We start from the raw sequence: 23990 nt of genomic DNA on the forward strand, positions 1-23990 counted from the left end.
ACCCCGCCGGGAGGCGTCCCGCAGGCGGGGGGTCCTGCGCGGACGCGGGGCGTGTGGGCGGTCGGTCGGTGCGGTGGGGGTGTGGTGGCGGGGCGGTGGGTGTGCGGGCGGTCGGGCGGTGCGGTGCAGGTGTGGGCGGTCGGGCGGTCAGGGCCTGCTCCGGGGCGGGCGGCCTGCTCCGGAGCGGCCGCCGGGCCCGGGCCTCCCGCTCCGGGGCCCGAAGCGGGGGCTCCGGGGCTCGGGCCCGCCGGGGCTCGGGTGTCCCCGGCCCCGTTCCCTCGGAACGAGGGGTGGGGCCCTCGGCCCAGGGCCGAGGGGAGGGTCCCCCCGGCTGGGGGATGCCCCTTGGCGGACGTGGGGCCCGACCCGCCAGGGGCGCCGGGGCCCGGGCAGAGCCTGCGGCCTCCCGGGAGGGAGGGGAACCCTCCCTCCCGGGAGAGGCCCCGGGTGAGGCCGCGGGCTCCGGCCCCGGGGTGGGGTTCGGGGTGGGGCCCCCGGCCCGGGCCGAGGGGAGGGTCCCCCCTGCCGGAGGGTGACCCTTGGCGGGCGTGGGGCCCGATCCGCCAGGGGCGCCGGGACCCGGGAGGGGCCCCGGGGTGGGGTTCGGGGTGGGGTCCGGAGGTGTGGCCCGGGGTGGCCCCCTCCCCCGGGGGCTCGGGGCGAGGGGCCCCGCCCCGGCCCGGAAACCGCGAGGGGAACCCCCGCTCCCCTACCGGGTGATGTCCTGCGCCGCCAGGAGGCCCAGTTCCGTGCGGTGCGGGATGCCTTCCCAGTCGCCCGGGACCGAGACGGCGAAGGCGCCGCAGAGCGCGGCCAGGCGGAGGCGGTCGGGGACCGGGGAGCCGTCGAGGTGGGCCGCGAGGTAGCCGGAGACGAAGGCGTCGCCCGCGCCGACCGGGTCGACCGCCGTGACCGGGATCGCGGGCTGGACGTGGACCTCGCCGCCCGCCACCACGAGGGCCCCCTCGGCGCCGAGTTTGAGGACGGCCTCGCAGGGGCCGAGCCGGGTGAGGGCGCGGGCCGTCCCCTCCGGGTCGCCCTCGGGCACGAAGAGCGCGGCCTCCTCGGGTCCGGCGAAGACGACGTCCGCGTACGGCAGGAGCTTTCCGAGTACCTCGGCGGCCTCGGCGCGGCTCCAGAGCCGCTCGCGGAGGTTGACGTCGAAGGAGACGGTGACCCCGGCGTCGTGCGCGACGGCGACGGCGCGCTCGACGGCCGCGCGGGCGGTGGCGCCGAGCGCCGGGGTGATCCCGGTGACGTGGAGGACGCGGGCGCGGGCGAGCCGCTCCTCGTCCAGGTCGGCGGGGGCGAGCCGGGAGCCGGCCAGCCCGGCGCGGTAGTAGCCGACGCGGAGCCGGTCGGCGGTCCTGCGCTCGCGGAGCATCAGGCCGGTGGGCGCGTCGGGGTCGACGCGGGCGCCGGTGACGTCGACGCCCTCGGCGCGCAGGCCGGCGAGGATCATCGTGCCGACGGGGTCGGCGCCGACCCGGCCGGTCCAGGCGGCGGAGTGCCCGAGGCGGCTGACGCCGACGGCGACGGTCGCCTCGGCCCCGGCCCAGCCGAGCCGCAGGGCGGCGCCGTTGGAGAGGGGTCCGGGTTCGGTGGCGGCCACGACCGCCATGGCCTCGCCGAGCGTGACGAGCTCGGGCGCGGGTCCGGTCTCCGGTGCGGGACCGGTCGTGCGGTCGGGGTGCGGCGGCGTCATCGGAGGCGTATCCCGTCGAGGAAGGCGGCGGCCCGGTCGGTGAGCGCCGCGAGGTCGCCGGTCTCGCAGGCGTCCCCGACGAGGGGGCTGCCGATACCGAGGGCGGCGGCCCCGGCCGCGAGGTACGCCGGGGCGTCGGCGGCGGCGATGCCCCCGGTGGGGACGAGCGGCACGTCGGGGAGCGGGGCGCGAACGGCGCGGAGGTACTCGGGGCCGCCGGTGGCGGCGGGGAACAGCTTCACCATCGTGGCACCGGCGCGCCATGCGGTGAGGATCTCGGTCGGGGTGTACGCGCCGGGCAGCACCGGCACGTCGAGGCGGGCGGCCTCGGCGATGACCTCGGTGGAGGTGGTCGGGGTGATGAGGTAGGTGGCACCGGCCTCGACGGCGGCGGCGGCCTCGGCGGGGGTGGTGACGGTCCCGGCGCCGAGCGCGAGTCCGGGCGGGGCGTCGGCGGCGTACTCGCGCAGCGCGTCGAGCACCCCGGGGGTGGTGAGGGTGAACTCGGCGGCGCGCACGCCGCAGGCGACGAGGGTGTCGGTGACCTCGGCGAAGCGGGTGGCGGAGGTGGAGCGGAGGATCGCGATGACGGGGGCGGCGGCGAGGGCGTCGCGCAGCCCCTCGTACGGGGTGGTCATGGTGGTTCCTTGCGGAGTGGGGGCGGGGAGGCCGGTGGGCGTCGGCGTACGGCTCAGAGGTCGGCGTACGGGGTGGTGGGCAGGCCCGTGGCGCCGGGGCGGCAGACGAAGAGGCGGCCGGCGTCGGGTTCGGCGCGCAGCTGCTCCTCGTCGAGGCCCTGGGTGGCGGTGGTGATGACGAGGACGTCGAGGTCGGGTCCGGCGAAGGCGCAGCTCGTCACGTGGGAGGCGGGGACCTCGACGCGGGCGTGGAGGGTGCCGTCGGGGGTGTACGCGAGGACCTCGCCGCCGCCCCAGACGGCGACCCAGACCCGGCCTTCGCTGTCGACGGTGAGGCCGTCGGGCACGCCGCGGTCGAGGACGGCGAAGGGCCGGCGGTCGGCGAGGGCGCCGGTGGCGGGGTCGTAGGTGAAGACGTCGACGCGGCCGGTGGGGCTGTCGGCGTAGTAGAGGAGGCCTCCGTCGGGGCTCCAGCCGAGGCCGTTGGAGATGGTGACGGAGTCGATGAGGGTGGCGAGGCCGTGGGGGTCGAGGCGGTAGAGCGCCCCGGCGCCGGGGCTCTCGTCGTACGCCATGGTGCCGGCGAGGAGGCGGCCCGCGGGGTCGACGGCGGCGTCGTTCAGGCGGCGGGGCAGGCCGTCGTCGGGGAGGGCGAGGGCGGCGAGTTCGAGGGCCTCGGTGGCGCGGCTGCCGTCCTCGACGCGCAGGAAGGAGGCGCCCGCGGCGACGAGCAGGGCGCCGGAGTCGCAGGGGGCGACGGCGCCGACGGGGCGGTCGAAGCGGAGGGTGGCGAGGGTCTCCAGGTCCGTCCGGCCGCCCTCGCGCCCGTGTCCGTCGGCGTGTCCGTCGGCGTGTCCGTCGGCGTGTCCGTCGGACGGCCCGTCACCGGGCCCGTCGCCACCGTCGCCGCGCTCGCCCGCCGTGGTGAGGGCGGCGCGGTGGACGAGGCCCTCGGTGATGTCCACCCAGAGCAGTTCCCCGCGCCGGGGGTCCCAGAGGGGGCCTTCGCAAAGGCGCCCGGGCTGGGGGGAGCAGGGCACGGCCCTGAGGTGCAGCATCTGGTCCTCCTGGGGTTGACCCTTAAAAAGCTAGGGCTTCGTCTAACGGTTGTAAATATCCCGCCGCCCGCTTCTTCCAACCCTTCGAATAACATTCCGGGAGGGACGTGGGCCGAGCGGAGGAGAGTCACGGGATGATCAAGCGGACGTCGCAGGACATCCGGCGCCTCAACCGCTTCGAGGTGCTCAGGCGGGTCTACGCGGGTCCGGGCGCGATGAGCCGCCAGGACATCGCGGCGGCGACCGGACTCTCGTTCGCCACCGTCGCCAACCTCACGGCGGAACTCCTCGACGCAGGCGTCCTCGTCGAGGCGGGTCACGAGGACTCCAGCGGCGGCCGGCCCCGCGCGCGGCTCGCCGTGAACGCCGAGCGCGGCGCGCTGATCGGGATCGACATCGCCGAGACCTCCGTCCACGCCGAACTCTTCGACCTCTCCCTCGCCGTACGGCACTCCGTCGAACGGCCGCTCCCGCCCGGCGACGTGCGGCCCGCCGACGTCGTCGGCCAACTTGCCGCCTGCGTCGAGGAGTTGCTGCGCGCGACCGGGGTGCCGCGCGAGCGGGTGCTCGGGGCGGGGGTGAGCGTGCCGGGCATGGTCGAGCGCGAGGGCGGCGTCTCGTCCTTCTCGCCGTACTGGTCCTGGCGCGAGGTGCCGCTGCGGGCACTCCTCGAGGAGCGGCTCGACCTGCCCCTCTGGCTCGACAACCCGCTGCGGGCCAGCACGGTCGCGGAGATGTGGTTCGGCGCGGGCCGGGACGTGGACGACCTGGTGGTGCTCACCCTCAGGGCGGGCGTGGGGGCGGGGATCGCGATCGGGGGCCAGCTCCACCGGGGCTTCACCAACAGTGCGGGCGAGTGGGGGCACACGTGCCTCGCGCTCGACGGGCGGCTCTGCACGTGCGGCAACCGGGGATGCGTGGAGGCGTACGTGTCGACGCGCGGGATCGCCGAGACGTGGCGGGAGTTGGCGCCCGGCGACGAGCGGGCGACGGGCCCGGACGACGCGGCCACGGTCGCGGCGCTGGCCCTCGCCGCGGCCGACGGTGACGCGACGGCCGCCGCGGTGATCGACCGCACGGGACGCTACCTCGGCGCCGCCGTCGCCAACCTGGTCAACCTGGTCAACCCCCGGGTCCTCGTCCTCGGCAACCAGGTCGTGGACCTGCTCGGCGAACGTCTGCTGACGGCCACGTACGAGGCGGTGCCGCGGCACGCACTGCCGCTGCCGCACAAGGCGGCGACGCTGCGCCGCAGCGCCGTCCCGCACAACGCGGTCACCCGGGGGGCGGCCACCTTCGCCCTGGAGGGCTTCCTCAACGACCGCGACGTCTTCGGTCCGGTCAGCCGCATGCGCCGGCCCCGGGACGGCCGCAGGAACCGGACGGCGGAGACCGGGGCCTGACGCACAGGAACCCGGTAGCGCCGGGGCCTGACGCACCGGACCCGGCCGCGGCCACCGGCCACCGGCCACCGGCCACCGGTCAGTGGACGCCGCGGAAGCCCAGGCGGGACGAGAGGTCGGCGGCGCCCCGGCCCGCGAGGGCGGTCAGCTCGTTCTCGCGGTCCTCGTTCCAGCGGGTCACCGGGACCGAGACGGAGAGCGCGGCGACGACCCGGCCCGACCGGTCGCGGACGGGGGCGGCGACACAGCTCACGTCCGGGTTCGACTCCCGCTGCTCGACGGCGACGCCGAGGATCCTGATCTCGGCGAGGGCGGCGCGCAGCGCGTCCGGGTCGGCGAGGCTGTGCGGGGTCATCGCGGTCAGCTCGCGCCCGTCGAGGCGCTCATCCAGCTCCTCCTCCGGCAGGGTGGCGAGGAGCATCTTGCCGACGGCTGTGCAGTGGGCCGGGAGGCGGCGCCCGGCGGCGGACACCATGCGGACCGCGTGCGTGGAGTCGACCTTCGCGATGTAGATGACGTCCATGTCCTCCAGGACGGCGACGTGGACGGTCTCGCCACAGGTCTCCGCCACCTGGTGGGCGACCTGGTGCCCCTCGGCGGCGAGGTCGAGCTGTTCGGCGTACCGGCTGCCCAGCTGGTACGTGCGCACGCCGAGGCGGTAGCGGCCCGGCTGGTCCCGCACGGGGACCAGGTAGGTGCGGGCGGTGAGCGTGGCGAGGAGCTCGTGCGTCGTCGTGCGGGGCAGCTGGAGCCTGCGGGCGATCTCGGGCGCGGAGAGCGTCCCGTCGCCCTGGAGGAAGAGCTCCAGTATGTCGAATGCCCTGGTCACCGCGGGAACGAGTCGCCCCATGGCCCCCCACCTCACCCTCGCATCGTTCGATATCCCGTACCACGACCGAAATCGCGGACAGAGACTAGCGGTGCGGACGGGCCCGGGCAACGGCCCCCACGCCCCGTGGATGCGCCTCCGCCGCCGGGGACGCGCTCCGGGCGCGCTGCCATTGACACCTCGACGAGCCGCTGCCTACGGTCGCGCCAGCCCGCCGAACACGATGCGGCATCTCGAACACGCCACGCCGACGCCCAGGGAGCAACTACCGTGCGCCATAAGGGAATCACCACCCACGACGCCGGTACGCCGCGGGACGGAACAGCGAGGCCACGGTCCGGTCGCGCGGTCCTCGTCGAACGGCCCGGCACCCACCGGCTGATCGAGCGGGAGACACCCGAGCCGGGGCCCGGCGAGGTGCGCGTCCGCGTCGCGGCCGCCGGGATCTGTCTCAGCGACCGCGAGCTGTACGACGGCCGCCGCGCGCCCGGGTACGTCCGCTACCCGGTCGTACCGGGGCACGAGTGGTCCGGCACCGTGGAGGCCGTCGGCGCCGGGGTGGACGGCTCGCTGCTCGGCCGGCCGTGCGTGGCCGAGGGGTTCCGCGCCTGCGGCACGTGCGAGCGGTGCCGGTACGGCGAGACGAGCCTGTGCACGGCCGGGTACGCGGAGACCGGCTTCACCGAGCCGGGCGCCTTCGCCGACCACCTGGTCGTCCCGGCCCGGCTCCTCCACCCGCTCCCTGCGGACGCGGACCTGCGGGCGGCGGCGCTCCTCGAACCGGCGGCGGTCGTCGCCGCGGCCGTACGGGCGGGGCGGCCGCGTCCCGGCGAACGCGTCGCCGTCGTCGGCGCCGGGACGCTCGGACTGCTCGCGGTGCAGTGGCTCGCCGCCTCCTCCCCCGCCGAACTCGTGGTCGTCGACCCGCGGGCGGGCCGGGCCGCGCGGGCCCGCGCGTTCGGCGCGACCCGGGCGCTCACTCCCGCGGAGGCGGAGGCGGAGTCGGCGGCTGCGCGCGGCGCCTTCGACCTGGTGGTGGAGACCGCGGGGGCGCCGGGCACCGCGGCCTCGTCCTGCCTGCTGGCCCGCCGGGGCGGGCGGGTGGTGCTGACGGGGATGTTCGCGGAGGGGGCGACCGGGATCGACCCGGTGCACCTGTCGGTCAGCCAGTTGGAGGTGCGCAGCGTCTTCGGGGCCTCCTCGGCGGCCTGGGCCGACGCCGTCCGCGCCTTCTCGCTCGGGCTGCTCGACCCGGGCCCGCTGGTCACCCACACCTTCCCACTGGAGGAGTTCGGCGCGGCGCTCGCCCTCGTCGGCGGCGGCGACCCGGCGACCGGCAAGGTGCTGCTCGTCCCCTGACCGACCTCCCGTCGACGTCTGCCCGCTCTCCCGTCGACGTCCTGTCGAAGCGCTTCGACGTTTCCGTTCCCCTCCCTGGGCAGGTCAACTCCCCCGCGTCTACCGTCTGTTCCGATCGTCGACGCGATCACTCGACGCAGTGTCGACGAAGCGATTCACCCCGGGGAGATGGGATGGTCACGCTCGCCGAGGTCGCCCGGCACGCCGGAGTGTCGGCCGGCACGGTGAGCCATGTCCTCAGCGGCAAGCGCCCCATCTCCGACCCGATCGGGAGCGCGACGACGGAGCGTCCCGCCGGTCCCCCCGACGCGGCGGTACGCCTCCCGGGGCCCGGCACCGAAGCCGTCCGGTGCCGGCCCTCGGCGTGCGGAACGGGGACGGGCCCGCGTGACTACCTTCCGGCGCCGCCCGGATCGTGACCGCCGACGGCGGCGACGGCCGACGCCGTCGCGACGAGTCCCGCGCTCAGCAGGAACGGCCCCGTCGGCGGGTCGAGCACGAGCGCCGCGAGCAGCGGTCCGGCGACCGCGCCGACGTTGAGGGCCGCCGTGGCGTAGGCCCCGGCCAGGGCGGGGGCCTCGGCCGCCTCGTACAGGATGCGCGCGACGAGCGTGCCGCCGAGCGCGAACGACAGGGCGCCCTGGACGAGGAGGAGGCCGAGCAGGGCCCCCGGGTGGTGCGCCGTGACGGCCAGGGCGACCCAGCCCGTGAGGAGCAGCGGTCCGCCGACGGCGAGGACCCGGTCCGCGTGCCGGTCGGCGAACCGCCCCGCCAGCGTGACGCCGGCGAAGGAACCTGCGCCGAACAGCACCAGGGCCCCGGACACCCACGGCGCCGCGAGCCCCGCGGGGCCGGTGACGACCGGCGCGAGATAGGTGAAGGCGCCGAAGGTGGCGGCGTTGACCAGCGCGGCCAGGACGATCACCCGGACGAGCCGGGGTGCCCGGAGTACCGCGAACTCGGCCCGCAGAGACGTGGGTTGGAGCCGCTCGGACGGTCGGTCGGGTACGCCGCGCAGGATGCCGAGGGCGGCGGGTACGCAGAGGGCGGCGACCGCCCAGAACACGGCCCGCCACCCGGCGAGGTTCCCGAGCAGGGCGCCGCCGGGCACCCCGACCACGGTGGCGACGGTCGTCCCGCCGAGGAGGACGGCGAGCGCGCGTGCCGTGCGGTCCGGCGGGACGAGCGCGGTCGCCGTGGTGAGCGCCAGGGCGAGGAAGCCCGCGTTCGCGAGGGCGGCGACGACCCGGCTGACGAGCAGGACGGGAAGGCTCGTGGCGACCGCGCCGACGACGTGGGAGACGAGGAAGACCCACAGGAACGCGAGCAGCCAGGACCGGCCCGCCCGGCCCCGGGCGACAACGGCCATGAGCGGCGCGCCGACCACCATGCCGATGGCGAAGGCGGAGGTGAGCGACCCGGCGGCGCCGACGCTCACCCCCAGGTCGTGGGCGAGGTCCGGCAGCAGGCCGGCGAGCATGAACTCCGATGTGCCCATGGCGAAGACGGCCACGGCGAGGAGGGGGAGAGCGAGGGGCAGCGGGCCGCGCGACGGCGGGTCGACGCGGCGGTGGAACGTGGGCTGGGGCACGAGTGGCTCCCGGGGTGAGGCGAGAACGGTGGACGTCGTCTCGTCACCGCCGCCGCCTCGAAGTGCCCGTCCGCCCACCCGTCCGCGGGCACGCGCGACCGGCCGCGCGGTGCGTCGCGACGGCTGGTCGGTGGTCGTGTCACCGGCTCGGGGGACGACGTAGGGGCTCAGGGGCTGACGGCGCGTGACCGAAAGCCCCCCGCTCTGGACGCCTCGGGGCTCGCCATACGGGCCAGGCTAGCCACGCCGGCCCCGCGGCCGCAGCGGGTTTTCGGACGGCCCGCGGACGTCCGGGTCCGCCCGCTGCCCGGGGCCGTTGTCAGAGCCTCCCGCTAGCGTGCCGACAGCACGCACGCCGGCTTCGCACCCTCCGGGAGAACACACGTGTACGTCCTGCTCATCGCCGGCCTGTGGCTCACCCCCTCCGCATGGGACGACGTGGTGGCCGAGCTCACCGCGCTCGGCCACCGACCCGTGCCGATCGCCCTCCCCGGCCAGGGCGACGGCGCCGCCTCCGCGACGCTCGGCGACCAGCTGGCGGCCGTGGTCGCCGCCGTGGACGCGGCGCCCGGGAAGCCGCTGGTGGTGGGGCACTCGGCCGCGGCGAGCCTGGCTTGGCTGGCCGCCGACGCGCGGCCGGAGAAGGTGTCCAAGGTGGCGCTGATCGGCGGTTTCCCCGCCGCCGACGGGCGGGCCTACGCCGACTTCTTCCCGGTGGCCGACGGGGCCGTGCCGTTCCCGGGCTGGGGCCCGTTCGAGGGAGCCGAGTCCGCGGATCTGGACGACGAGGCCCGGCGACGCTTCGCGGCGGCCGCCGTTCCCGTCCCCGAGGGGGTCGCCCAGGGCGTCGTGCGCCTGACCGACGAGCGCCGCTTCGACGTCCCCGTCGTGGTCGTCTGCCCCGAGTTCACCCCCGCCCGGGCCAAGGAGTGGATCGCGGCCGGAGAGAGCCCCGACCTCGCCCGCGCCACCCACCTCGCGTACGTGGACCTGGACTCGGGCCACTGGCCGATGGCCACCCGCCCCCGCGAGCTCGCCCGCGTCCTGGCGGAGGCCGCGGCCCCGTAGCCGGTGACGCCCGCGCCCGTGCCGCACAGCCGAAAATGCGTCGACACCGCCCCTTCTCCCCCGGCACAGTGGCCGACCGTGACGAGCAGTGAACTGTGGACCCGCGCGACCGCCGAACGCTACGACGCCGAGGAGACCGACCTGTCCTCGCCCGCCGTGCTCGGGCCGACCCTCGACTTCCTCGCGGAACTCTCCGGGGACGGCCGAGCCCTGGAGTTCGCGATCGGAACCGGACGGGTGGGCGTTCCGCTCCGGGAGCGCGGTGTGCCGGTGGTGGGCATCGAACTGTCCGAGCACATGGCGGCGGTGCTGCGGCGCAAGGTCGACGAGGAGACGCTGCCGGTCGTCATCGGGGACATGGCCACCACCGTCGTCCCCGGTGGGTTCACGCTGGTCTACCTCGTCTACAACACCATCAGCAACCTGCTCACCCAGGACGAGCAGGTCGCGTGCTTCCGCAACGCCGCACGGCACCTGGAGCCCGGCGGCCGCTTCGTCATCGAACTGGTCGTCCCCCCGCTGCGGTTCCTGCCCCCGGGACAGGTCGCGGTGCCGTTCGACGTCTCCGAGCGGCACCTCGGCTTCGACACCTTCGACCTGGTGGAGCAGGTCCTCGTCTCCCACCACTTCACCCGCGACGCCGCCACCGGCCACTACCGCCGCGAGAACTCCCGCCACCGGTACGCCTGGCCGGCGGAGCTCGACCTGATGGCCCGGATCGCGGGGCTCGAACTGGAACGTCGTGTCGCGGACTGGGACGGGTCTCCGTTCACCCAGGACTCCCCGAAGCACATCTCGGTCTGGCGCAAGCCGGCCCAGGGTGTGTTTCGAGAGAGGATCTTGGATGAGTGACGAGCAGAGCAGGGCGAGGGAGGAATCCCTCGGCAGGGCGTTCACCGGTGCCTCGCGCGTCGTGTGCGGTCCCGTGGACGTCGAGGCGGCCCGCCTGGCCTACCAGGAGGCGGGTTTCGACGTCACCGACGAGCTCGTGGCGTTCCTCGGGAAGTACGGCGAGACGACGGTCTTCTGGCCGTCGCACGTCACCGGGGACGAGACCTCGCTGACGATCTCGGTCGGGGAGGCCGCGGAGGCGTTCGCGCCGAACGTGCGGTCCTTCGAGAAGCGTCTCGGGATGTCCGCCCTGCCCGTGGGCATCGCTTTCGAGACCGAGGAGATGGTCCTCCTCGCGGAGAACGGTGACATCGCCCTCGGTGGCGACGCCGGAGTTCAGCGGGTCGCGCACGGCTTCGAGGAAGCCGTGCGGGCCCTGATCTCGGGCGACTGGGACATGAGCTTCTTCTAGTCGCCGCAGCTCTCAGGCCCGGTGCTGATCACAGCCGCAACCGGCCCGAAGCCCCGAGCCACGTCCAGGACTTCACGTTCCCGGGGCCCAGCATCCTAACCGCGTACGGCAGTTCCGTGTCCGTCGCGGTCGCCGTCGCGCCCGTGGCCGTCCGGACGGGTGGCGTACGAGGCGTGGACGCCCTCGCGCATCAGCCAGAAGCCGTCGGTGAACTTCATCTGGTCCTTGGGGTGGGGTGGGGGGCTGCACCGAGCCCCCAATAGTCATCCCGGAAAACAAAACGACGAACCAGCCCCGCGGGGAAGCCTCCGGGCCGGCACCGCACGGTTGCCTGACGGGTCGTCATAGAAAACGCTTGCGCGATCCATTGACGAAGCGTGCACGCCCCCCTAGCTTCATGCCCGTTGCACTTCGTACGTCATATATGAGACGCGATACACGAGATCTGAGAGTGCTCCATGGCCTTCGCCCCCAGTCCCATCCCCTCCCGCACGCAGTACGTGCTCGAAGCGATCAAGCACGACATCCTCACCGGAGGGCTCAGACCCGGTCAGGCACTCGTGGAGACCGAACTCGCCGCCCGCTTCGGGGTGTCCAAGACCCCGGTGCGGGAGGCGCTCAAGACCCTCGCGGGCAGCGGGCTCGTGGTGATGAGCCAGTACAAGGGCGTCACCGTCCGGATGGTCGACGCCGACATGGCCCGTGCCGTCTACGACGTGCGGCTGCTCCTGGAGCCCGAGGCGGTCCGCCGCGCCGTGGCCTCCGGCGCCCCGCTCGACGAGGCGCGGGACGCGCTGCTGCGGGCGGCCGGGGCCGAGGGCCCGGCCGAACGCTCCCTGGCCAACCGCGCGTTCCACCGGGCGCTCTACCTGCCCTGCGGCAATCCGCTGCTGGGCCGGATGCTCGACGAGGTCCGCGACCAGGCCGCGCTGGTCTCCACGGTCGCCTGGGCCGCCGTCCCGTCCTGGGAGCGCGAGGCGGCCGAGCACGAGGAGATCCTGCGGCTCGCGGCCGCGCGGGACGTCGACGGGGTCGGGCGCGCGGTGCACGACCACATCGCGTCCTTCGTCGAGCGCGCCTTCCCCCAGTCCCCCCTGAACAGCGAGTGAGCATGCATTTCGAGACGATGAGGGCCGCCCTCGCCGATGTCGTGGCCATCCCGGTCACCCCGTTCGCCGAGGACGGGTCGGTGGACACCGCCGCCCACCGCGCGCTGCTGCGCAGGCTGCTGGACGGCGGCGTGCGCACCCTCACCCCGAACGGCAACACCGGCGAGTTCTACGCCCTCACCCCCGAGGAGCGCCGGGCCGTCACCGAGGTGACCGTCGAGGAGGCGGGCGAGCGGGCGGCGATCCTGGTCGGCGTCGGGCATGACGTGCCGACGGCGGTCGCGGCCGCCCGGCACGCCCGGGAGGCCGGCGCCCACATGCTGATGGTCCACCAGCCCGTGCACCCGTACGTCTCCGAGAGCGGCTGGGTCGAGTACCACCGGGCCATCGCGGAGGCCGTGCCGGAGCTGGGCGTCGTCCCGTACATCCGCAACCCGCTCCTGAGCGGGGCCCGGCTCGCCGAGCTGGCCGACGACTGCCCCAACGTGGTCGGCGTGAAGTACGCGGTGCCGGACGCGGCGCGGTTCGCCTGCTTCGCCCGGGACGCGGGCCTCGACCGGTTCGTGTGGGTGGCGGGTCTGGCGGAGCCGTACGCCCCCTCCTACTTCGCGGGCGGCGCCACCGGCTTCACCTCGGGGCTCGTCAACGTCTCCCCCGCGCTCTCCCTGGAGATGCTGGGCGCGCTGCGGGCGGGCGACTACGCGACGGCGATGAAGGTGTGGGAGCGGATCCGCCGCTTCGAGGAGCTGCGGGCGGCCAACGCCAGCGCCGACAACGTGACGGTCGTCAAGGAGGCCCTCGCCTCGCTCGGCCTGTGCCGCCGCGACATCCGCCCGCCGAGCCGGGAACTCCCCGACGCCGAGCGGGCCGAGGTCGCCGCGATAGCCGCCGGGTGGCCGGTGTGAACGCGCCGGAGGGGACGGGGAGGCGTCCGGAAGAGATCGCGCAGACCGAGCGGCCCGAGCAGACCGAGCGGTCGCGGCGGCCCGGGGAGGCCGGGAAGGCCGGGATGCGGCCCGAGGAGCTGCGCAGCCACCAGTGGTACGGGACGGACGGACTGCGCTCGTTCAGTCACCGCGCCCGGACGCGCCAGCTCGGCTACCTGCCCGAGGAGCACCTCGGCAAGCCGGTGATCGCTGTCCTGAACACCTGGTCCGACATCAACCCGTGCCATGTGCACCTGCGCGACCGGGCGCAGGCCGTGAAGCGGGGGGTGTGGCAGGCCGGCGGTTTCCCGCTGGAGTTCCCGGTCTCGACCCTGTCGGAGACCTTCCAGAAGCCGACGCCGATGCTCTACCGCAACCTCCTGGCCCTGGAGACGGAGGAGCTGCTGCGCTCGTACCCGGTGGACGGGGCGGTGCTCATGGGCGGCTGCGACAAGACGACCCCGGCGCTGCTGATGGGCGCGGCCTCGGTCGACCTGCCGACGGTCTTCGTGCCGGCCGGTCCGATGCTGCCGGGCCACTGGCGCGGGGAGACGCTCGGCTCCGGTACGGACATGTGGAAGTACTGGGACGAGAAGCGGGCCGGGACGATCGGGGACTGCGAGCTGGCCGAGCTGGAGAACGGGCTCGCCCGCTCCCCCGGCCACTGCATGACCATGGGAACGGCCTCGACGCTGACGGCCGCCGCCGAGACGCTCGGCGTGACCGTGCCGGGTGCCTCCTCGGTGCCGGCGGTGGACTCGGGGCACGACCGGATGGCCGCGGCCTCGGGCCTGCGGATCGTGGAGCTCGTCCGGCAGGACCTGCGGCTGTCGCGGATCCTGACCCGGGAGGCGTACGAGGACGCGGTCGCCGCCGTCCTCGCGCTCGGCGGTTCGACGAACGCGGTCATCCACCTGATCGCCATGGCCGGGCGGTCGGGCGTGCGGCTGACGCTCGACGACTTCGACCGGATCGCGCGGACGGTGCCGGTGCTGGCGAACCTTCGGCCCGGCGGGCGGTTCCTGATGGAGGACTTCCACTTCGCCGGCGGCATGCCGGGGTTCCTGTCCCGGCTGACGGACGTACTGCACCTGGACCGGCCGACCGTCTCGCACGCCACGCTGCGGGAGCAGCTCTCCGGCGCCCTCGTGCACGACGACGAGGTGATCCGGGACCGGGCCCGGCCGCTGGCCGCCGAGGGCGGGGTCGCGGTGCTCCGCGGCAACCTCTGCCCCGACGGGGCGGTCATCAAGCACATCGCGGCCGAGCCGCGGTTGCTGAAGCACACCGGCCCGGCGGTCGTCTTCGACGACTACCGGACGATGCAGCGGACGATCGACGACCCGGCGCTCGGGATCACCGCCGACCACGTCCTGGTACTGCGCGGTGCGGGTCCCAAGGGCGGTCCGGGGATGCCGGAGTACGGCATGCTGCCGATCCCCCGCTACCTGCTGGAGCAGGGCGTGCGGGACATGGTGCGCATCTCGGACGCGCGGATGAGCGGGACGAGTTATGGGGCGTGCGTGCTGCACGTGGCGCCCGAGTCCCATGTCGGCGGACCCCTTGCCCTCGTCCGTACGGGCGATGCGATCACCCTCGACGTCGCGGCCCGCTCCCTCCACCTGCACGTCACGGACGAGGAGCTGGACCGGCGACGGGCCGCGTGGACACCGCCGCCGGCCCGGTACGAGCGCGGCTACGGCGCGCTGTACATGGAGCAGATCTCCCAGGCGGACACCGGCTGCGACTTCGCGTTCCTGTCCCGGCCCGGGAAGACCCCCGATCCGTACGCGGGCTGAACCCCGCCCCGAGCTCAGCGGCCCCGGGCCCACCACCCGCGCTCTGCCCGTCCACCTCACCGACCCCATCGTTCGACATGTCGAACGTCGTTCGCGAAGCGCTTCACCTTTGGTGCGGTGCGCCCGCGGACCCCGCACGCCCGCCCGAGAACGGAGCCGCCGTCATGGCCACAGCTGTGACCCCACCGCCCCGAGCCGCCACGGCACGGGGGCGCCGCCACACGGGAGCGACCCCCCGCCGGCTGCCGTACCTCCTGATCGCCCCCGCGGTCCTGCTGATGCTGGGCTTCATCGCCTACCCGGTGCTCAGCGTCTTCTACTACAGCCTCCAGCACCACAACCCCACCAAGCCCTGGCGGAACGGCTTCGCGGGCCTGGAGAACTTCACCCGGATCTTCACCGAGGACCCGCACTTCTGGGGAACGCTGACCTTCAGCCTCAAGTGGGTCGTCGTCGAGGTGACCCTCCAGCTCCTCTTCGGCCTGGCGCTCGCCCTCATCGTCAACCAGACGTTCGTCGGCCGGGCGCTCGGCCGGGCCCTGGTCTTCTCGCCCTGGGCGGTCTCCGGCGTGCTCACCTCGGCGATCTGGGTGCTGCTCTACAACTCCCAGACCGGCATCACCCGTTACCTGGCGGACCTGGGGATGGGCGAGTACGGCACGTCCTGGCTCTCCGACACCGCCACCGTCTTCCCGGCGGCGATCGTCGCCGACCTCTGGCGCGGCGTCCCCTTCTTCGCCATCCTCATCCTCGCCGACCTCCAGTCGATCCCCCGGGACCTGTACGAGGCGGCCGAGGTCGACGGGGCGGGCCGGGTCCGGCAGTTCTTCCACATCACCCTGCCCCACATCCGCGACGCCATCGTCCTGTCCACGCTGCTGCGCGCGGTGTGGGAGTTCAACAACGTCGACCTGCTCTACACGCTGACCGGCGGCGGCCCGGCGGGCGAGACGACGACCCTGCCGCTGTACATCGCCCAGACCAGCGTCGAAGCCCACAACTTCGGCTACGCCTCCGCCCTCACCACGGTGGCGTTCGTGATCCTTCTCTTCTGCTCGATCGTCTATCTGCGCCTGAGCAAGTTCGGAGGCGACGGCAAGTGACCGCCGAGACCACGCTGGCCGCCGTGCCGGCCACCGGGGGCGCAGCGGCCGCCCCCACGCCCCCCGACCGGACCCCGCCGGCCACGGCGCGCAAACGGAACCGCGCCTGGGACGAGGTGCCCCGCTGGCAGATCTACCTGCCGCTCGGGATCTACCTCCTCTTCACCCTCGTCCCCTTCTACTGGATCCTCCTCTTCGCCGTGCGTCCCGCCGGCTCCACCTCGCTCGTGCCCTGGCCGATGACCACGGCGCACTTCGAGAAGGTGTGGACCGACCGCAGCTTCGGCGTCTTCTTCCAGAACAGCCTGCTCATCGGCGTGGCGGTGCTGATCAGCACCACGGTCGTCGCGCTCGCGGGCGGATACGCCCTCGCCCGCTTCGAGTTCAGGATCAAGAAGGGCTTCATGCTCGCCCTCCTCTGCTCCCAGTTCGTGCCGGGCGCGCTGCTCCTCGTCCCGCTGTTCCAGATCTTCGCCGAGCTGCGGATGATCAACTCGATGGGCAGCGTGATCATCGCCGAGACCGTCTTCCAGCTGCCGCTGTCGATGATCCTCATCAGCGGCTTCATCAGGAACGTGCCCGTCTCCCTGGAGGAGGCGGCCTGGGTCGACGGCTGCAACCGCTTCCACGCCTTCCGCGTGGTGGTGCTGCCGCTGCTGCGCCCCGGACTCGTCGCCGTCGGCTCCTTCGCCTTCGTCCACGCCTGGAACCACTTCCTCTTCGCCCTGATGTTCCTCAGCAGCCAGAGCAAGCAGACGATCCCCGTCGGCCTGAACACCCTCATGGGCGCCGACAGCGTGGACCTCGGCGCGCTCGCCGCCGGCGGTGTCATCGCCGCCGTCCCGGTCGTCATCGTCTTCGCCTTCATCCAGAAGTGGCTGGTCACCGGGTTCAGCGCCGGGGCGGTGAAGGGATGACCACTCCCCGCGCCACCCCACGCACCACCCCACGCACCACCCCCCGCACCACCCCACGCGCCGCCGAACCGCTGCCCGTCGTCCTCGCGGGCGCCCGCGGCCACGGCCGCAGCCACCTCCTCAACATCCGCAGGCTCGAAGGGCTCGGCCGGGTCCGGCTCGCCGGCGTCTGCGAGCTGCGCCCGCTGGACGCGGCCGAACTCGACGGCCCGGGGGAGCAGCCCGAGCAGTCCGCCGACTTCGAGGCGCTGCTCGCCTCCACCGGAGCCCGGATCGCCGTGCTGAGCACCCCGATCCAGACGCACACCGACATGACGCTGGCCGCCGCGCGGCACGGCGCCCACGTCCTCCTGGAGAAGCCTCCGGCCCCCTCGTACGCGGAGTTCCGGCGGATGGCCGACGGCGTCGAGGCGGCCGGGGTGGCCTGCCAGATCGGCTTCCAGTCGCTCGGCTCGCACGCCGTGCCCGCCATCCGCCGGATGGTCGAGGAGGGCGCGATCGGCGAGCTGCTGGGGGTCGGCGCCGCCGGGGCGTGGGTCCGCGACGAGGCCTACTTCCGGCGCGCCCCCTGGGCCGGGCACCGGCGCCTCGACGGCGTGGACGTCGTCGACGGGGCGCTCACCAACCCGCTGGCCCACGCGGTCGCGACGGCGCTCACCCTGGCCGGCGCCTCCCGGGCGGAGGACGTCGCGCACATCGAGACCGAGCTGCACCGCGCCCACGCCATCGAGTCCGACGACACCTCCGCCGTACGGATCGTCACCTCCTCCGGCCGGCCGGTCACCGTCGCGGTCACGCTCTGCGCCGAGCGGACCGCCGAGCCGTACGTGGTCGTGCACGGCGACCGGGGCCGGATCACCTTCTGGTACCGACTCGACCGGGTGCTCGTGCAGCGGGCGGGCCACGGCCCGGTCGAGACCGACCACGGCCGCACCGACCTCCTGGAGAACCTGGTCGCGCACGTGACCGACGGCGAGCCGCTGTGGGTGCCGCCGGCCGACACCGGGGCGTTCATGCGGGTCGTCGAGGCCGTGCGGACGGCGCCCGACCCCCGCGAACTGCCCGCCGCGCACTGGCGGGCCGAGCCGGGCGAGAGCGCCCCGCGCCGGGTCGTCGAAGGCATCGACGCGCTGGTCGACGCCAGCGCCGACCGGCTCAGGCTCTTCTCCGAACTCGACGCCCCCTGGGCGTCGCCGACCCGGGCGGAGGTCCGGTGAACACGGACCGCACCCCGGCCCTGCGCTGCGCGGGCCGGACCGTCGCCCACTACACCACCCGCCCCGACCTGGCCCTCGGCCACGCGCCCCGGCCGTACCTCCACCCCGTCACCACCCTCGCCGGGCGCGCGGTGACCGAGACCGTCCCCGCGGACCACCCGCACCACCTGGGCGTCGGCATCGCCGTCCCCGACGTCGACGGGCACAACTTCTGGGGCGGGCGCACCTTCGTCCGCGACCGCGGCCCGGTCGCACTCGACAACCACGGGGTGCAGCGCCACGACGGGTTCAAGCTGTGCGACCCGGACGGCTTCGTGGAGGAGCTGAGCTGGACGGCGGGCGGGGAGCGGCTGCTGCGCGAGCACCGCACGGTGGCGGCGACCGCGCTCACCGGCACGGCGTGGGCGCTCGACCTGACCTTCTCCCTCGCGAACGTCTCCGGGCGTGACCTGTCGATCGGCAGCCCCGCCACCAACGGCCGTCCGGGCGCCGCCTACGGCGGCTTCTTCTGGCGCGCCCCGCGGGAGGCCGTCCCGCCCCTGGCGTTCGGCGCGGCGGGCGACGGCGAGGCCGCGGTGCACGGCGCGCGCGGCGACTGGGTGGCCCTCGCGGGCGACGGCTGGACCCTGGTCTTCGCCGGGGCGACCGCGACGACCCGGCGCGACCCCTGGTTCGTGCGGGCCGCCGAGTACCCGGGCGTCGGCTCGTCGCTCGCCTTCGACGAGCGCCTTCCGGTGGCGGCCGGGGAGACGGTCGTACGGCGCGTGGTGACGGTGGTCGCCGACGGGCGCCTGGACCGGGACGGGGCCGCGGCCCTGGTCCGCAAGGCGGTGGCGGCATGAGCGGCCCCTGGTGCCCGGGGTCACCGGTGACCTCGTCGACGGCACGTACCGCAACCCGGTCCTGGCGGCCGACTGGTCCGATCCGGACGTCCTGCGGGTCGGCGAGGACTACTACCTCACCGCCTCCAGCTTCGGCCGGGCCCCCGGCCTGCCGCTGCTGCACTCGCGGGACCTGGTCAACTGGACGCTGGTCGGCCACGCCCTGGAACGGCTCGAACCGGCGGCGGCGTTCGCGGCGCCCGGACACGACCGCGGGGTGTGGGCGCCCTCGTTCCGGCACCACGACGGCCGGTTCTGGATCTTCTGGGGTGACCCCGACCACGGGATCCACCAGATCAACGCCCCTTCGGTGCGCGGCCCGTGGACGAGCCCCCACCTGGTGAAGGCGGGGCGCGGCCTCATCGACGCCTGTCCCCTGTGGGACGAGGAGTCGGGCGAGGCGTACCTCGTGCACGCCCTCGCCAAGTCCCGCGCCGGGGTCAACAACCGGCTGATCGGGCACCGGATGAGCCCGGAGGGCGACAAGGTCCTCGACGAGGGCCGGGTCCTGGTCGACGCCGACCTGATCCCCGGCTGGTTCACCCTGGAGGGCCCCAAGCTCTACCGCCACGACGGCTGGTTCTGGATCCTCGCCCCGGCCGGGGGCGTGGCCACCGGCTGGCAGGGCGCCTTCCGGTCGCGGTCCTTCTTCGGCCCGTACGAGGAGCGGATCGTCCTCGCGCAGGGCGACACCGACGTCAACGGCCCGCACCAGGGCGGCTGGGTGCGCACCCAGCGCGGCGAGGACTGGTTCCTCCACTTCCAGCAGTGCGGGGCGCTCGGGAGGCTCGTCCACCTCCAGCCGATGCGCTGGGACGGCGACGGGGACGGGGACGGCTGGCCGGTGCTCGGCGCGGAGGGCGCCCCGGTGCGGGTCCACCGCAAGCCGGACCTGCCGGAGCAGCCGCCGTCGCGGCCGGCCGTCGACGACACCTTCCCCGGCGGGCGGTTCGGCCGCCAGTGGCAGTGGACCGCCAACCCGGGCGAGGGCTGGGCCGTCCGGCACGGGTGCGACGGGCTGCGCCTAAACTGCGTGCGTACGGAGCGGCTCGACGACCTGCGGAGCGTGCCGCACGTGCTGACCCAGCGGCTGCCGGCCGGGGCGCGCCTGGTCGAGGTCGGGCTGCGGCTCGACGGCGAGGGCGCGCCCGGGGCGCGGGCCGGGCTGGTCGTCCTGGGTGACGCGTACGCCTGGATCGGCCTGGAGCGCGGCCCGGACGGCGCCGTCCGGCTCGTGCACCGCTTCGCGCCGGGCAACGCCGACCGGGAGCGGGACGCGGCCCGGTCCCGGCCCCTGCCGGACGCGGAGCCCGGCGGCGGGACCGAGGTCCTGCTGCGGATCGAGGTCACGGCGGACGCGCGCTGCCGCTTCTCGTACGCCTCCGGGAGCACCGCGGATCCGGTGCCGCTCGGGCCGGAGTTCACGGCGACGCCCTGGCGCTGGGTCGGGGCCCTGCTCGGCCTGTTCGCCGGGGCGCCGGAGGGCGCGGGGCACGCCGGGACGGCCGTGTTCACCGCCTTCCGTACGACTCCCCTCTGACCCCGTCCGTTCCTGACGACACCCCCGTCCTTCCTTCGGACTCACCCCCACCCATTTCCCGCACAACCAAGAGAAGAGAGCCGACGATGACCATCTTCCGTGGTGGACGGCGCAGAGCCGCCCTCGCCCTCGCCCTGACCGGTGCCCTCGCCCTGACCGCCACCGCCTGCGGTGACGACGGCAGCGGCGCGGGCGGTGACAAGGGCACCGAGGGATCGGGCAAGGGAAAGATCACCTTCTGGGACAACAACGGCGGTGTGCGCACCGACGTCTGGAAGGAGATCATCGCCGACTTCGAGAAGGCGAACCCGGACATCGACGTCGAGTACGTCGGGGTGGCCTCCAAGGAGGTCCAGTCCAAGTACGACACCGCCATCCAGGGGGGCGGCCTGCCAGACGTCGGCGGCGTCGGCGCGGCGATGCTCGCCGGGATCGCGGCGCAGAACGCCCTCGAACCGCTCGACGAGCGCATCGAGTCCAGCTCCCTGAAGGGGAAGCTGAACGCGGGCATGGTCGAGAACGTCCGGTCGGCCGGCGGCCGGGGCAAGCTGTTCACGGTCCCCACCTCGGCCAGCAACGGCGTCCTCTACTACCGCACCGACCTGTTCGAGGCGGCCGGGCTCCCGGAGCCGTCCACCTGGTCGGCGTTCTACGCGGCGGCCGACAAGCTCACCCAGAAGGACAAGAACCGCTTCGGCTACACGATCCGCGGCGGCGCGGGCTCCATCGCGCAGGCCCTGGACGCCATGTACGGCCAGAGCGGCATCAAGGAGTTCTGGGCGGGCGACAGGACGACGGTCAACGACCCGAAGAACGTGGCGGCGCTGGAGAAGTACGCGGGGCTGTTCAAGAAGAACACCCCGGCGGCCGACGTCAACAACGACTTCACCAAGATGGTCGCGCAGTGGGACAGCGGCGAGATCGGCATGCTCAACCACAACCTGGGCTCCTACCAGGACCATGTGAAGGCGCTCGGCACGGAGAAGTTCCGGGGCATCCCGAACCCGACCCTGGACGACGGCACCCGGGTGATGGTCTCCAACCCGGTCGACGGCCTGGGGCTCTTCTCCTCCAGCAAGAACAAGGCCGCCGCCTGGAAGTTCATCGAGTTCGCCGCCTCGCACGAGTCGAACAGCAAGTGGAACAAGTCGGCCGGCGCGATCCCCGCCAACACCGAGGCGGCGAAGGACCCGTGGCTCCAGGAGGCGGAGCCGACCAAGCTCGCCGCCGAGGTGCTGTTCAGCGGCAAGGCCACGATCGTCCAGCTGCCGTACTACCTCCCCGACTGGAACACCATCTCCAAGGCCGACAACGAGGCCGAGTTCCAGAAGGTCCTGCTGGGCAAGGCGACCGCCAAGGAGTTCCTCGACACCCTCGCGGAGCAGCTGAACGCGGCGCAGGCCGAGTGGAAGCAGCAGAACAAGTGAGCGTCGGACGCCGCGGGGTCGTCGCGGCCGGGGCGGGCCTCGCGCTCGCCCTGGCCGCGGGCCCGGCCGCCGCCCGAGCCGAAGGGCCCCGCCGCATGCGCACCCTGTTCGTCGCGGGCGACTCGACCGCCGCCCAGAAGTACGCCGACGCCGCACCCGAGACCGGCTGGGGCATGGCCCTGCCGTTCTTCCTGCACCGGGACCTGCGGGTCGCGAACCACGCGGTCAACGGGCGCAGCACCAAGAGCTTCCTCGACGAGGGGCGGCTCGAACCGGTCCTCGCGGCGATCCGCCCCGGCGACGTGCTGCTGGTCCAGTTCGGTCACAACGACGCCAAGAGCGCCGACCCGGCCCGTTACACCGCGCCGTGGACGGCGTACCGGGACAACCTGCGGACGTTCGTGGAGGGCGCCAGGTCCCGGGGCGCGCTCCCGGTCCTCGCCACCTCCGTGGAGCGGCGGAGGTTCGACGCCTCCGGCACCGCGCTGCGCACGCACGGCGACTACCCGGCGGCGATGCGCGCGGTGGCGCGCGCCTCGGACGTGCCGCTCCTGGACATCGAGGCGCTGTCGCTGGCGCTGTGGCAGCGGCTCGGCCCGGAGACCACCACGACGTACTTCAACTGGACCGCCACCGAGCAGGACAACACCCACTTCAACCCTCCGGGGGCGATCGCCGTGGCCCGTCTCGTGGCCCGCGAACTGCTCCGCACCCGGGTCCTGGCGCCGCGCGAGACGCGCCGCCTGGACGACGACGTCCCCACCGGCCTGATCACCTGGCCCGCATCCGAGGAGAGCCCTTCGTGAACAGACGCAAGCAGCTGGGAGTGGTGGCCGCGACCGCCCTCGTCCTGACGGTCACCGCCCCCGCCGCCGGTGCGCACTCCGGCCACCGGCCGGGCGGCGACCCGGCCCGCGCGACGCTCCCGGCCGGGGACGGCTGGGCCTCGTCGGGGACGGGTACGACGGGCGGCGCCGCCGCCGACGCCTCCCGGGTCTTCACGGTCACCACCTGGGAGGAGTTCCGGGCGGCGCTGGCCGTCCCCGGCACCGAGCCGCGGATCGTGAGGGTCGTCGGCACCCTGGACGCGACCGCCGCGGGCTGCGGCGCCTTCGCCGCCCCCGGCTACGACTTCGGCGCCTACCTCGCCGCGTACGACCCGAAGGTGTGGGGGTACGAGAACGAGGTCAGCGGCCCGCAGGAGGAGCTGCGGGCGGCCTCGGCCACCGCGCAGGGCCAGGCCGTCAAGGTGAGGGTGCCGGCCAACACGACGATCGTGGGCGTCGGCCGGAAGGCCGGGATCACCGGCGGCAGCCTCCAGGTGCAGGGCGTGGACAACGTCATCGTGCGCAACCTGACCCTGGAGAGCCCGCTGGACTGCTTCCCCCAGTGGGACCCGACGGACGGCGCCACCGGCGCCTGGAACTCGGAGTACGACAGCCTCGTCGTGTACGGCTCCACGCACGTGTGGATCGACCACAACACGTTCACCGACGGGGCCCACCCGGACAGCTCCCTGCCCTCGTACTTCGGGGAGCTGTACCAGCAGCACGACGGCGAGCTGGACGTGGTGCGCGGCGCGGACCTGGTCACGGCGTCCTGGAACGTCTTCACCGACCACGACAAGACGCTGATGATCGGCAACAGCGACAGCGCGGGCGCCACCGACCGGGGCAGGCTGCGGGTCACCCTGCACCACAACCTCTTCGAGAACGTGGTGGAGCGGGCGCCCCGGGTGCGCTTCGGCCAGGTCGACGCGTACAACAACCACTTCGTGGTGCCGGACGCCAGCTACGTGTACAGCTTCGGCATCGGCCAGGAGTCCCAGCTGTACGCCGAGAAGAACGCGTTCACGCTGGCCGCCGGCGTCCCGGCGGGGAGGATCCTGAAGAAGTGGAAGGACGCCCCGGTCACCACCGTCGGCAACTACGTCAACGGCGCCCCGGTCGACCTGCTCGCCGTCCATAACGAGCAGTACCCCGCGGAGCTGCTGCGCGGGGACGCGGGCTGGACGCCGGTGCTGCGCACCCGGGTCGACCACCCGCGCGCGGTGCCCGCGCTCGTCGACCACCGGGCGGGCGCGGGCCGGCTGCGCTGAGCCTCCGGTACCCGCCCTG

At 74.2% G+C, this 23990-nt stretch carries 23 protein-coding genes; 17 read left to right on the plus strand and 6 right to left on the minus strand.

From position 1 onward, the window contains the following. Positions 1 to 709: 709 nt before the first annotated feature. Genes ACWDVG_RS18150 through ACWDVG_RS18160 form a run of 3 tightly spaced genes read right to left on the minus strand, consistent with a single transcriptional unit; the run spans position 710 to position 3308 of the window. On the minus strand, positions 710 to 1705 hold the full coding sequence (locus ACWDVG_RS18150) for a sugar kinase (protein ID WP_451700238.1): 996 nt from the start codon (positions 1703 to 1705) through the stop codon (positions 710 to 712). After that, the gene (locus ACWDVG_RS18155) at positions 1702 to 2343 is read right to left on the minus strand and encodes a bifunctional 4-hydroxy-2-oxoglutarate aldolase/2-dehydro-3-deoxy-phosphogluconate aldolase (RefSeq protein WP_451700239.1); all 642 of its coding nucleotides are present in this window, start codon (positions 2341 to 2343) and stop codon (positions 1702 to 1704) included. Before ACWDVG_RS18155 ends, ACWDVG_RS18150 begins: the two co-directional genes overlap by 4 nt. 53 nt (positions 2344 to 2396) lie before the next feature. After that, positions 2397 to 3308 carry an SMP-30/gluconolactonase/LRE family protein gene (locus ACWDVG_RS18160; protein WP_451700241.1) on the minus strand — a complete coding sequence of 304 codons (912 nt, stop codon included), beginning with the start codon at positions 3306 to 3308 and terminating at the stop codon, positions 2397 to 2399. Between the two features lie 227 nt (positions 3309 to 3535). On the opposite strand from ACWDVG_RS18160, the gene ACWDVG_RS18165 reads away from it, so the two are divergent. Further along, positions 3536 to 4804 (plus strand): ROK family protein, encoded by a 1269-nt coding sequence (locus ACWDVG_RS18165; protein WP_451700242.1) that lies wholly within the window; start codon positions 3536 to 3538, stop codon positions 4802 to 4804. A 79-nt stretch (positions 4805 to 4883) separates the two neighbouring features. Here ACWDVG_RS18165 and ACWDVG_RS18170 read toward each other — a convergent pair whose 3' ends face one another. Beyond that, the gene (locus ACWDVG_RS18170) at positions 4884 to 5654 is read right to left on the minus strand and encodes an IclR family transcriptional regulator (protein ID WP_451700243.1); all 771 of its coding nucleotides are present in this window, start codon (positions 5652 to 5654) and stop codon (positions 4884 to 4886) included. A 357-nt stretch (positions 5655 to 6011) separates the two neighbouring features. Between ACWDVG_RS18170 and ACWDVG_RS18175 the strand changes: the two genes are divergently transcribed. Then, positions 6012 to 6992, plus strand: coding sequence for a zinc-dependent alcohol dehydrogenase (locus ACWDVG_RS18175; RefSeq protein WP_451700280.1), 981 nt, complete (start codon positions 6012 to 6014; stop codon positions 6990 to 6992). Positions 6993 to 7165: 173 nt separating this feature from the next. Continuing rightward, positions 7166 to 7411, plus strand: a complete 246-nt coding sequence (locus ACWDVG_RS18180) for a LacI family DNA-binding transcriptional regulator (RefSeq protein WP_451700244.1) — start codon at positions 7166 to 7168, stop codon at positions 7409 to 7411. On the opposite strand, the gene ACWDVG_RS18185 is transcribed toward ACWDVG_RS18180, so the two are convergent. Further along, complete coding sequence (locus ACWDVG_RS18185) at positions 7384 to 8532, minus strand: Cmx/CmrA family chloramphenicol efflux MFS transporter (RefSeq protein ID WP_451700281.1); 1149 nt, start codon at positions 8530 to 8532, stop codon at positions 7384 to 7386. The genes ACWDVG_RS18180 and ACWDVG_RS18185 overlap by 28 nt on opposite strands. Before the next feature lie 435 nt (positions 8533 to 8967). Between ACWDVG_RS18185 and ACWDVG_RS18190 the strand changes: the two genes are divergently transcribed. The 3 genes from ACWDVG_RS18190 (at position 8968) to ACWDVG_RS18200 (ending at position 10954) form a co-directional block, all read left to right on the plus strand. After that, entirely contained in the window at positions 8968 to 9651 is a 684-nt protein-coding gene (locus ACWDVG_RS18190; RefSeq protein ID WP_451700246.1) for an alpha/beta fold hydrolase, read from the plus strand. Positions 9652 to 9729: 78 nt separating this feature from the next. After that, complete coding sequence (locus ACWDVG_RS18195) at positions 9730 to 10503, plus strand: class I SAM-dependent DNA methyltransferase (protein WP_451700247.1); 774 nt, start codon at positions 9730 to 9732, stop codon at positions 10501 to 10503. Continuing rightward, on the plus strand, positions 10496 to 10954 hold the full coding sequence (locus tag ACWDVG_RS18200) for an SUKH-3 domain-containing protein (RefSeq protein ID WP_451700248.1): 459 nt from the start codon (positions 10496 to 10498) through the stop codon (positions 10952 to 10954). Before ACWDVG_RS18195 ends, ACWDVG_RS18200 begins: the two co-directional genes overlap by 8 nt. Positions 10955 to 11049: 95 nt before the next feature. Here ACWDVG_RS18200 and ACWDVG_RS18205 read toward each other — a convergent pair whose 3' ends face one another. Beyond that, positions 11050 to 11172, minus strand: a complete 123-nt coding sequence (locus ACWDVG_RS18205) for a hypothetical protein (protein WP_451700249.1) — start codon at positions 11170 to 11172, stop codon at positions 11050 to 11052. A 240-nt stretch (positions 11173 to 11412) separates the two neighbouring features. On the opposite strand from ACWDVG_RS18205, the gene ACWDVG_RS18210 reads away from it, so the two are divergent. From ACWDVG_RS18210 to ACWDVG_RS18260, 11 genes are all read left to right on the plus strand, one after another. Then, positions 11413 to 12063, plus strand: a complete 651-nt coding sequence (locus tag ACWDVG_RS18210) for a GntR family transcriptional regulator (RefSeq protein ID WP_451700250.1) — start codon at positions 11413 to 11415, stop codon at positions 12061 to 12063. A gap of 2 nt (positions 12064 to 12065) precedes the next feature. Then, a complete protein-coding gene (locus tag ACWDVG_RS18215; protein ID WP_451700251.1) occupies positions 12066 to 12968 on the plus strand; it encodes a dihydrodipicolinate synthase family protein in 903 nt (300 codons plus the stop codon). 104 nt (positions 12969 to 13072) lie between these two features. Then, positions 13073 to 14788 (plus strand): L-arabinonate dehydratase, encoded by a 1716-nt coding sequence (araD, locus tag ACWDVG_RS18220; protein WP_451700282.1) that lies wholly within the window; start codon positions 13073 to 13075, stop codon positions 14786 to 14788. Between the two features lie 164 nt (positions 14789 to 14952). Continuing rightward, positions 14953 to 15891 (plus strand): carbohydrate ABC transporter permease, encoded by a 939-nt coding sequence (locus ACWDVG_RS18225; RefSeq protein WP_451700252.1) that lies wholly within the window; start codon positions 14953 to 14955, stop codon positions 15889 to 15891. Further along, positions 15888 to 16808 (plus strand): carbohydrate ABC transporter permease, encoded by a 921-nt coding sequence (locus ACWDVG_RS18230; RefSeq protein WP_451700253.1) that lies wholly within the window; start codon positions 15888 to 15890, stop codon positions 16806 to 16808. The genes ACWDVG_RS18225 and ACWDVG_RS18230 overlap by 4 nt, the downstream gene beginning before the upstream one ends. Further along, positions 16805 to 18025 carry a Gfo/Idh/MocA family protein gene (locus ACWDVG_RS18235; protein ID WP_451700254.1) on the plus strand — a complete coding sequence of 407 codons (1221 nt, stop codon included), beginning with the start codon at positions 16805 to 16807 and terminating at the stop codon, positions 18023 to 18025. Before ACWDVG_RS18230 ends, ACWDVG_RS18235 begins: the two co-directional genes overlap by 4 nt. Beyond that, on the plus strand, positions 18022 to 18867 hold the full coding sequence (locus ACWDVG_RS18240) for a DUF6807 domain-containing protein (protein WP_451700255.1): 846 nt from the start codon (positions 18022 to 18024) through the stop codon (positions 18865 to 18867). The genes ACWDVG_RS18235 and ACWDVG_RS18240 overlap by 4 nt, the downstream gene beginning before the upstream one ends. A 10-nt stretch (positions 18868 to 18877) precedes the next feature. Beyond that, positions 18878 to 20446, plus strand: a complete 1569-nt coding sequence (locus tag ACWDVG_RS18245; protein ID WP_451700256.1) for a family 43 glycosylhydrolase — start codon at positions 18878 to 18880, stop codon at positions 20444 to 20446. 86 nt (positions 20447 to 20532) lie between these two features. Then, positions 20533 to 21873 carry an ABC transporter substrate-binding protein gene (locus ACWDVG_RS18250; RefSeq protein ID WP_451700258.1) on the plus strand — a complete coding sequence of 447 codons (1341 nt, stop codon included), beginning with the start codon at positions 20533 to 20535 and terminating at the stop codon, positions 21871 to 21873. Then, the gene (locus ACWDVG_RS18255; RefSeq protein ID WP_451700259.1) at positions 21870 to 22679 is read left to right on the plus strand and encodes a rhamnogalacturonan acetylesterase; all 810 of its coding nucleotides are present in this window, start codon (positions 21870 to 21872) and stop codon (positions 22677 to 22679) included. The genes ACWDVG_RS18250 and ACWDVG_RS18255 overlap by 4 nt, the downstream gene beginning before the upstream one ends. Beyond that, positions 22676 to 23971, plus strand: a complete 1296-nt coding sequence (locus ACWDVG_RS18260; protein ID WP_451700260.1) for a pectate lyase family protein — start codon at positions 22676 to 22678, stop codon at positions 23969 to 23971. The genes ACWDVG_RS18255 and ACWDVG_RS18260 overlap by 4 nt, the downstream gene beginning before the upstream one ends. Positions 23972 to 23990 lie beyond the last annotated feature (19 nt).

Source organism: Streptomyces sp. NPDC003327 (assembly GCF_053589515.1).

Coding starts and splice junctions, on each gene's coding strand:
- ACWDVG_RS18150 (WP_451700238.1), bottom strand. CDS start 1,705: ATGACGCCGCCGCACCCCGACCGCACGACCGGTCCCGCACCGGAGACC.
- ACWDVG_RS18155 (WP_451700239.1), bottom strand. CDS start 2,343: ATGACCACCCCGTACGAGGGGCTGCGCGACGCCCTCGCCGCCGCCCCC.
- ACWDVG_RS18165 (WP_451700242.1), top strand. CDS start 3,536: ATGATCAAGCGGACGTCGCAGGACATCCGGCGCCTCAACCGCTTCGAG.
- ACWDVG_RS18170 (WP_451700243.1), bottom strand. CDS start 5,654: ATGGGGCGACTCGTTCCCGCGGTGACCAGGGCATTCGACATACTGGAG.
- ACWDVG_RS18180 (WP_451700244.1), top strand. CDS start 7,166: ATGGTCACGCTCGCCGAGGTCGCCCGGCACGCCGGAGTGTCGGCCGGC.
- ACWDVG_RS18200 (WP_451700248.1), top strand. CDS start 10,496: ATGAGTGACGAGCAGAGCAGGGCGAGGGAGGAATCCCTCGGCAGGGCG.
- ACWDVG_RS18205 (WP_451700249.1), bottom strand. CDS start 11,172: ATGAAGTTCACCGACGGCTTCTGGCTGATGCGCGAGGGCGTCCACGCC.
- ACWDVG_RS18210 (WP_451700250.1), top strand. CDS start 11,413: ATGGCCTTCGCCCCCAGTCCCATCCCCTCCCGCACGCAGTACGTGCTC.
- ACWDVG_RS18215 (WP_451700251.1), top strand. CDS start 12,066: ATGCATTTCGAGACGATGAGGGCCGCCCTCGCCGATGTCGTGGCCATC.
- araD (WP_451700282.1), top strand. CDS start 13,073: ATGCGGCCCGAGGAGCTGCGCAGCCACCAGTGGTACGGGACGGACGGA.
- ACWDVG_RS18225 (WP_451700252.1), top strand. CDS start 14,953: ATGGCCACAGCTGTGACCCCACCGCCCCGAGCCGCCACGGCACGGGGG.
- ACWDVG_RS18235 (WP_451700254.1), top strand. CDS start 16,805: ATGACCACTCCCCGCGCCACCCCACGCACCACCCCACGCACCACCCCC.
- ACWDVG_RS18250 (WP_451700258.1), top strand. CDS start 20,533: ATGACCATCTTCCGTGGTGGACGGCGCAGAGCCGCCCTCGCCCTCGCC.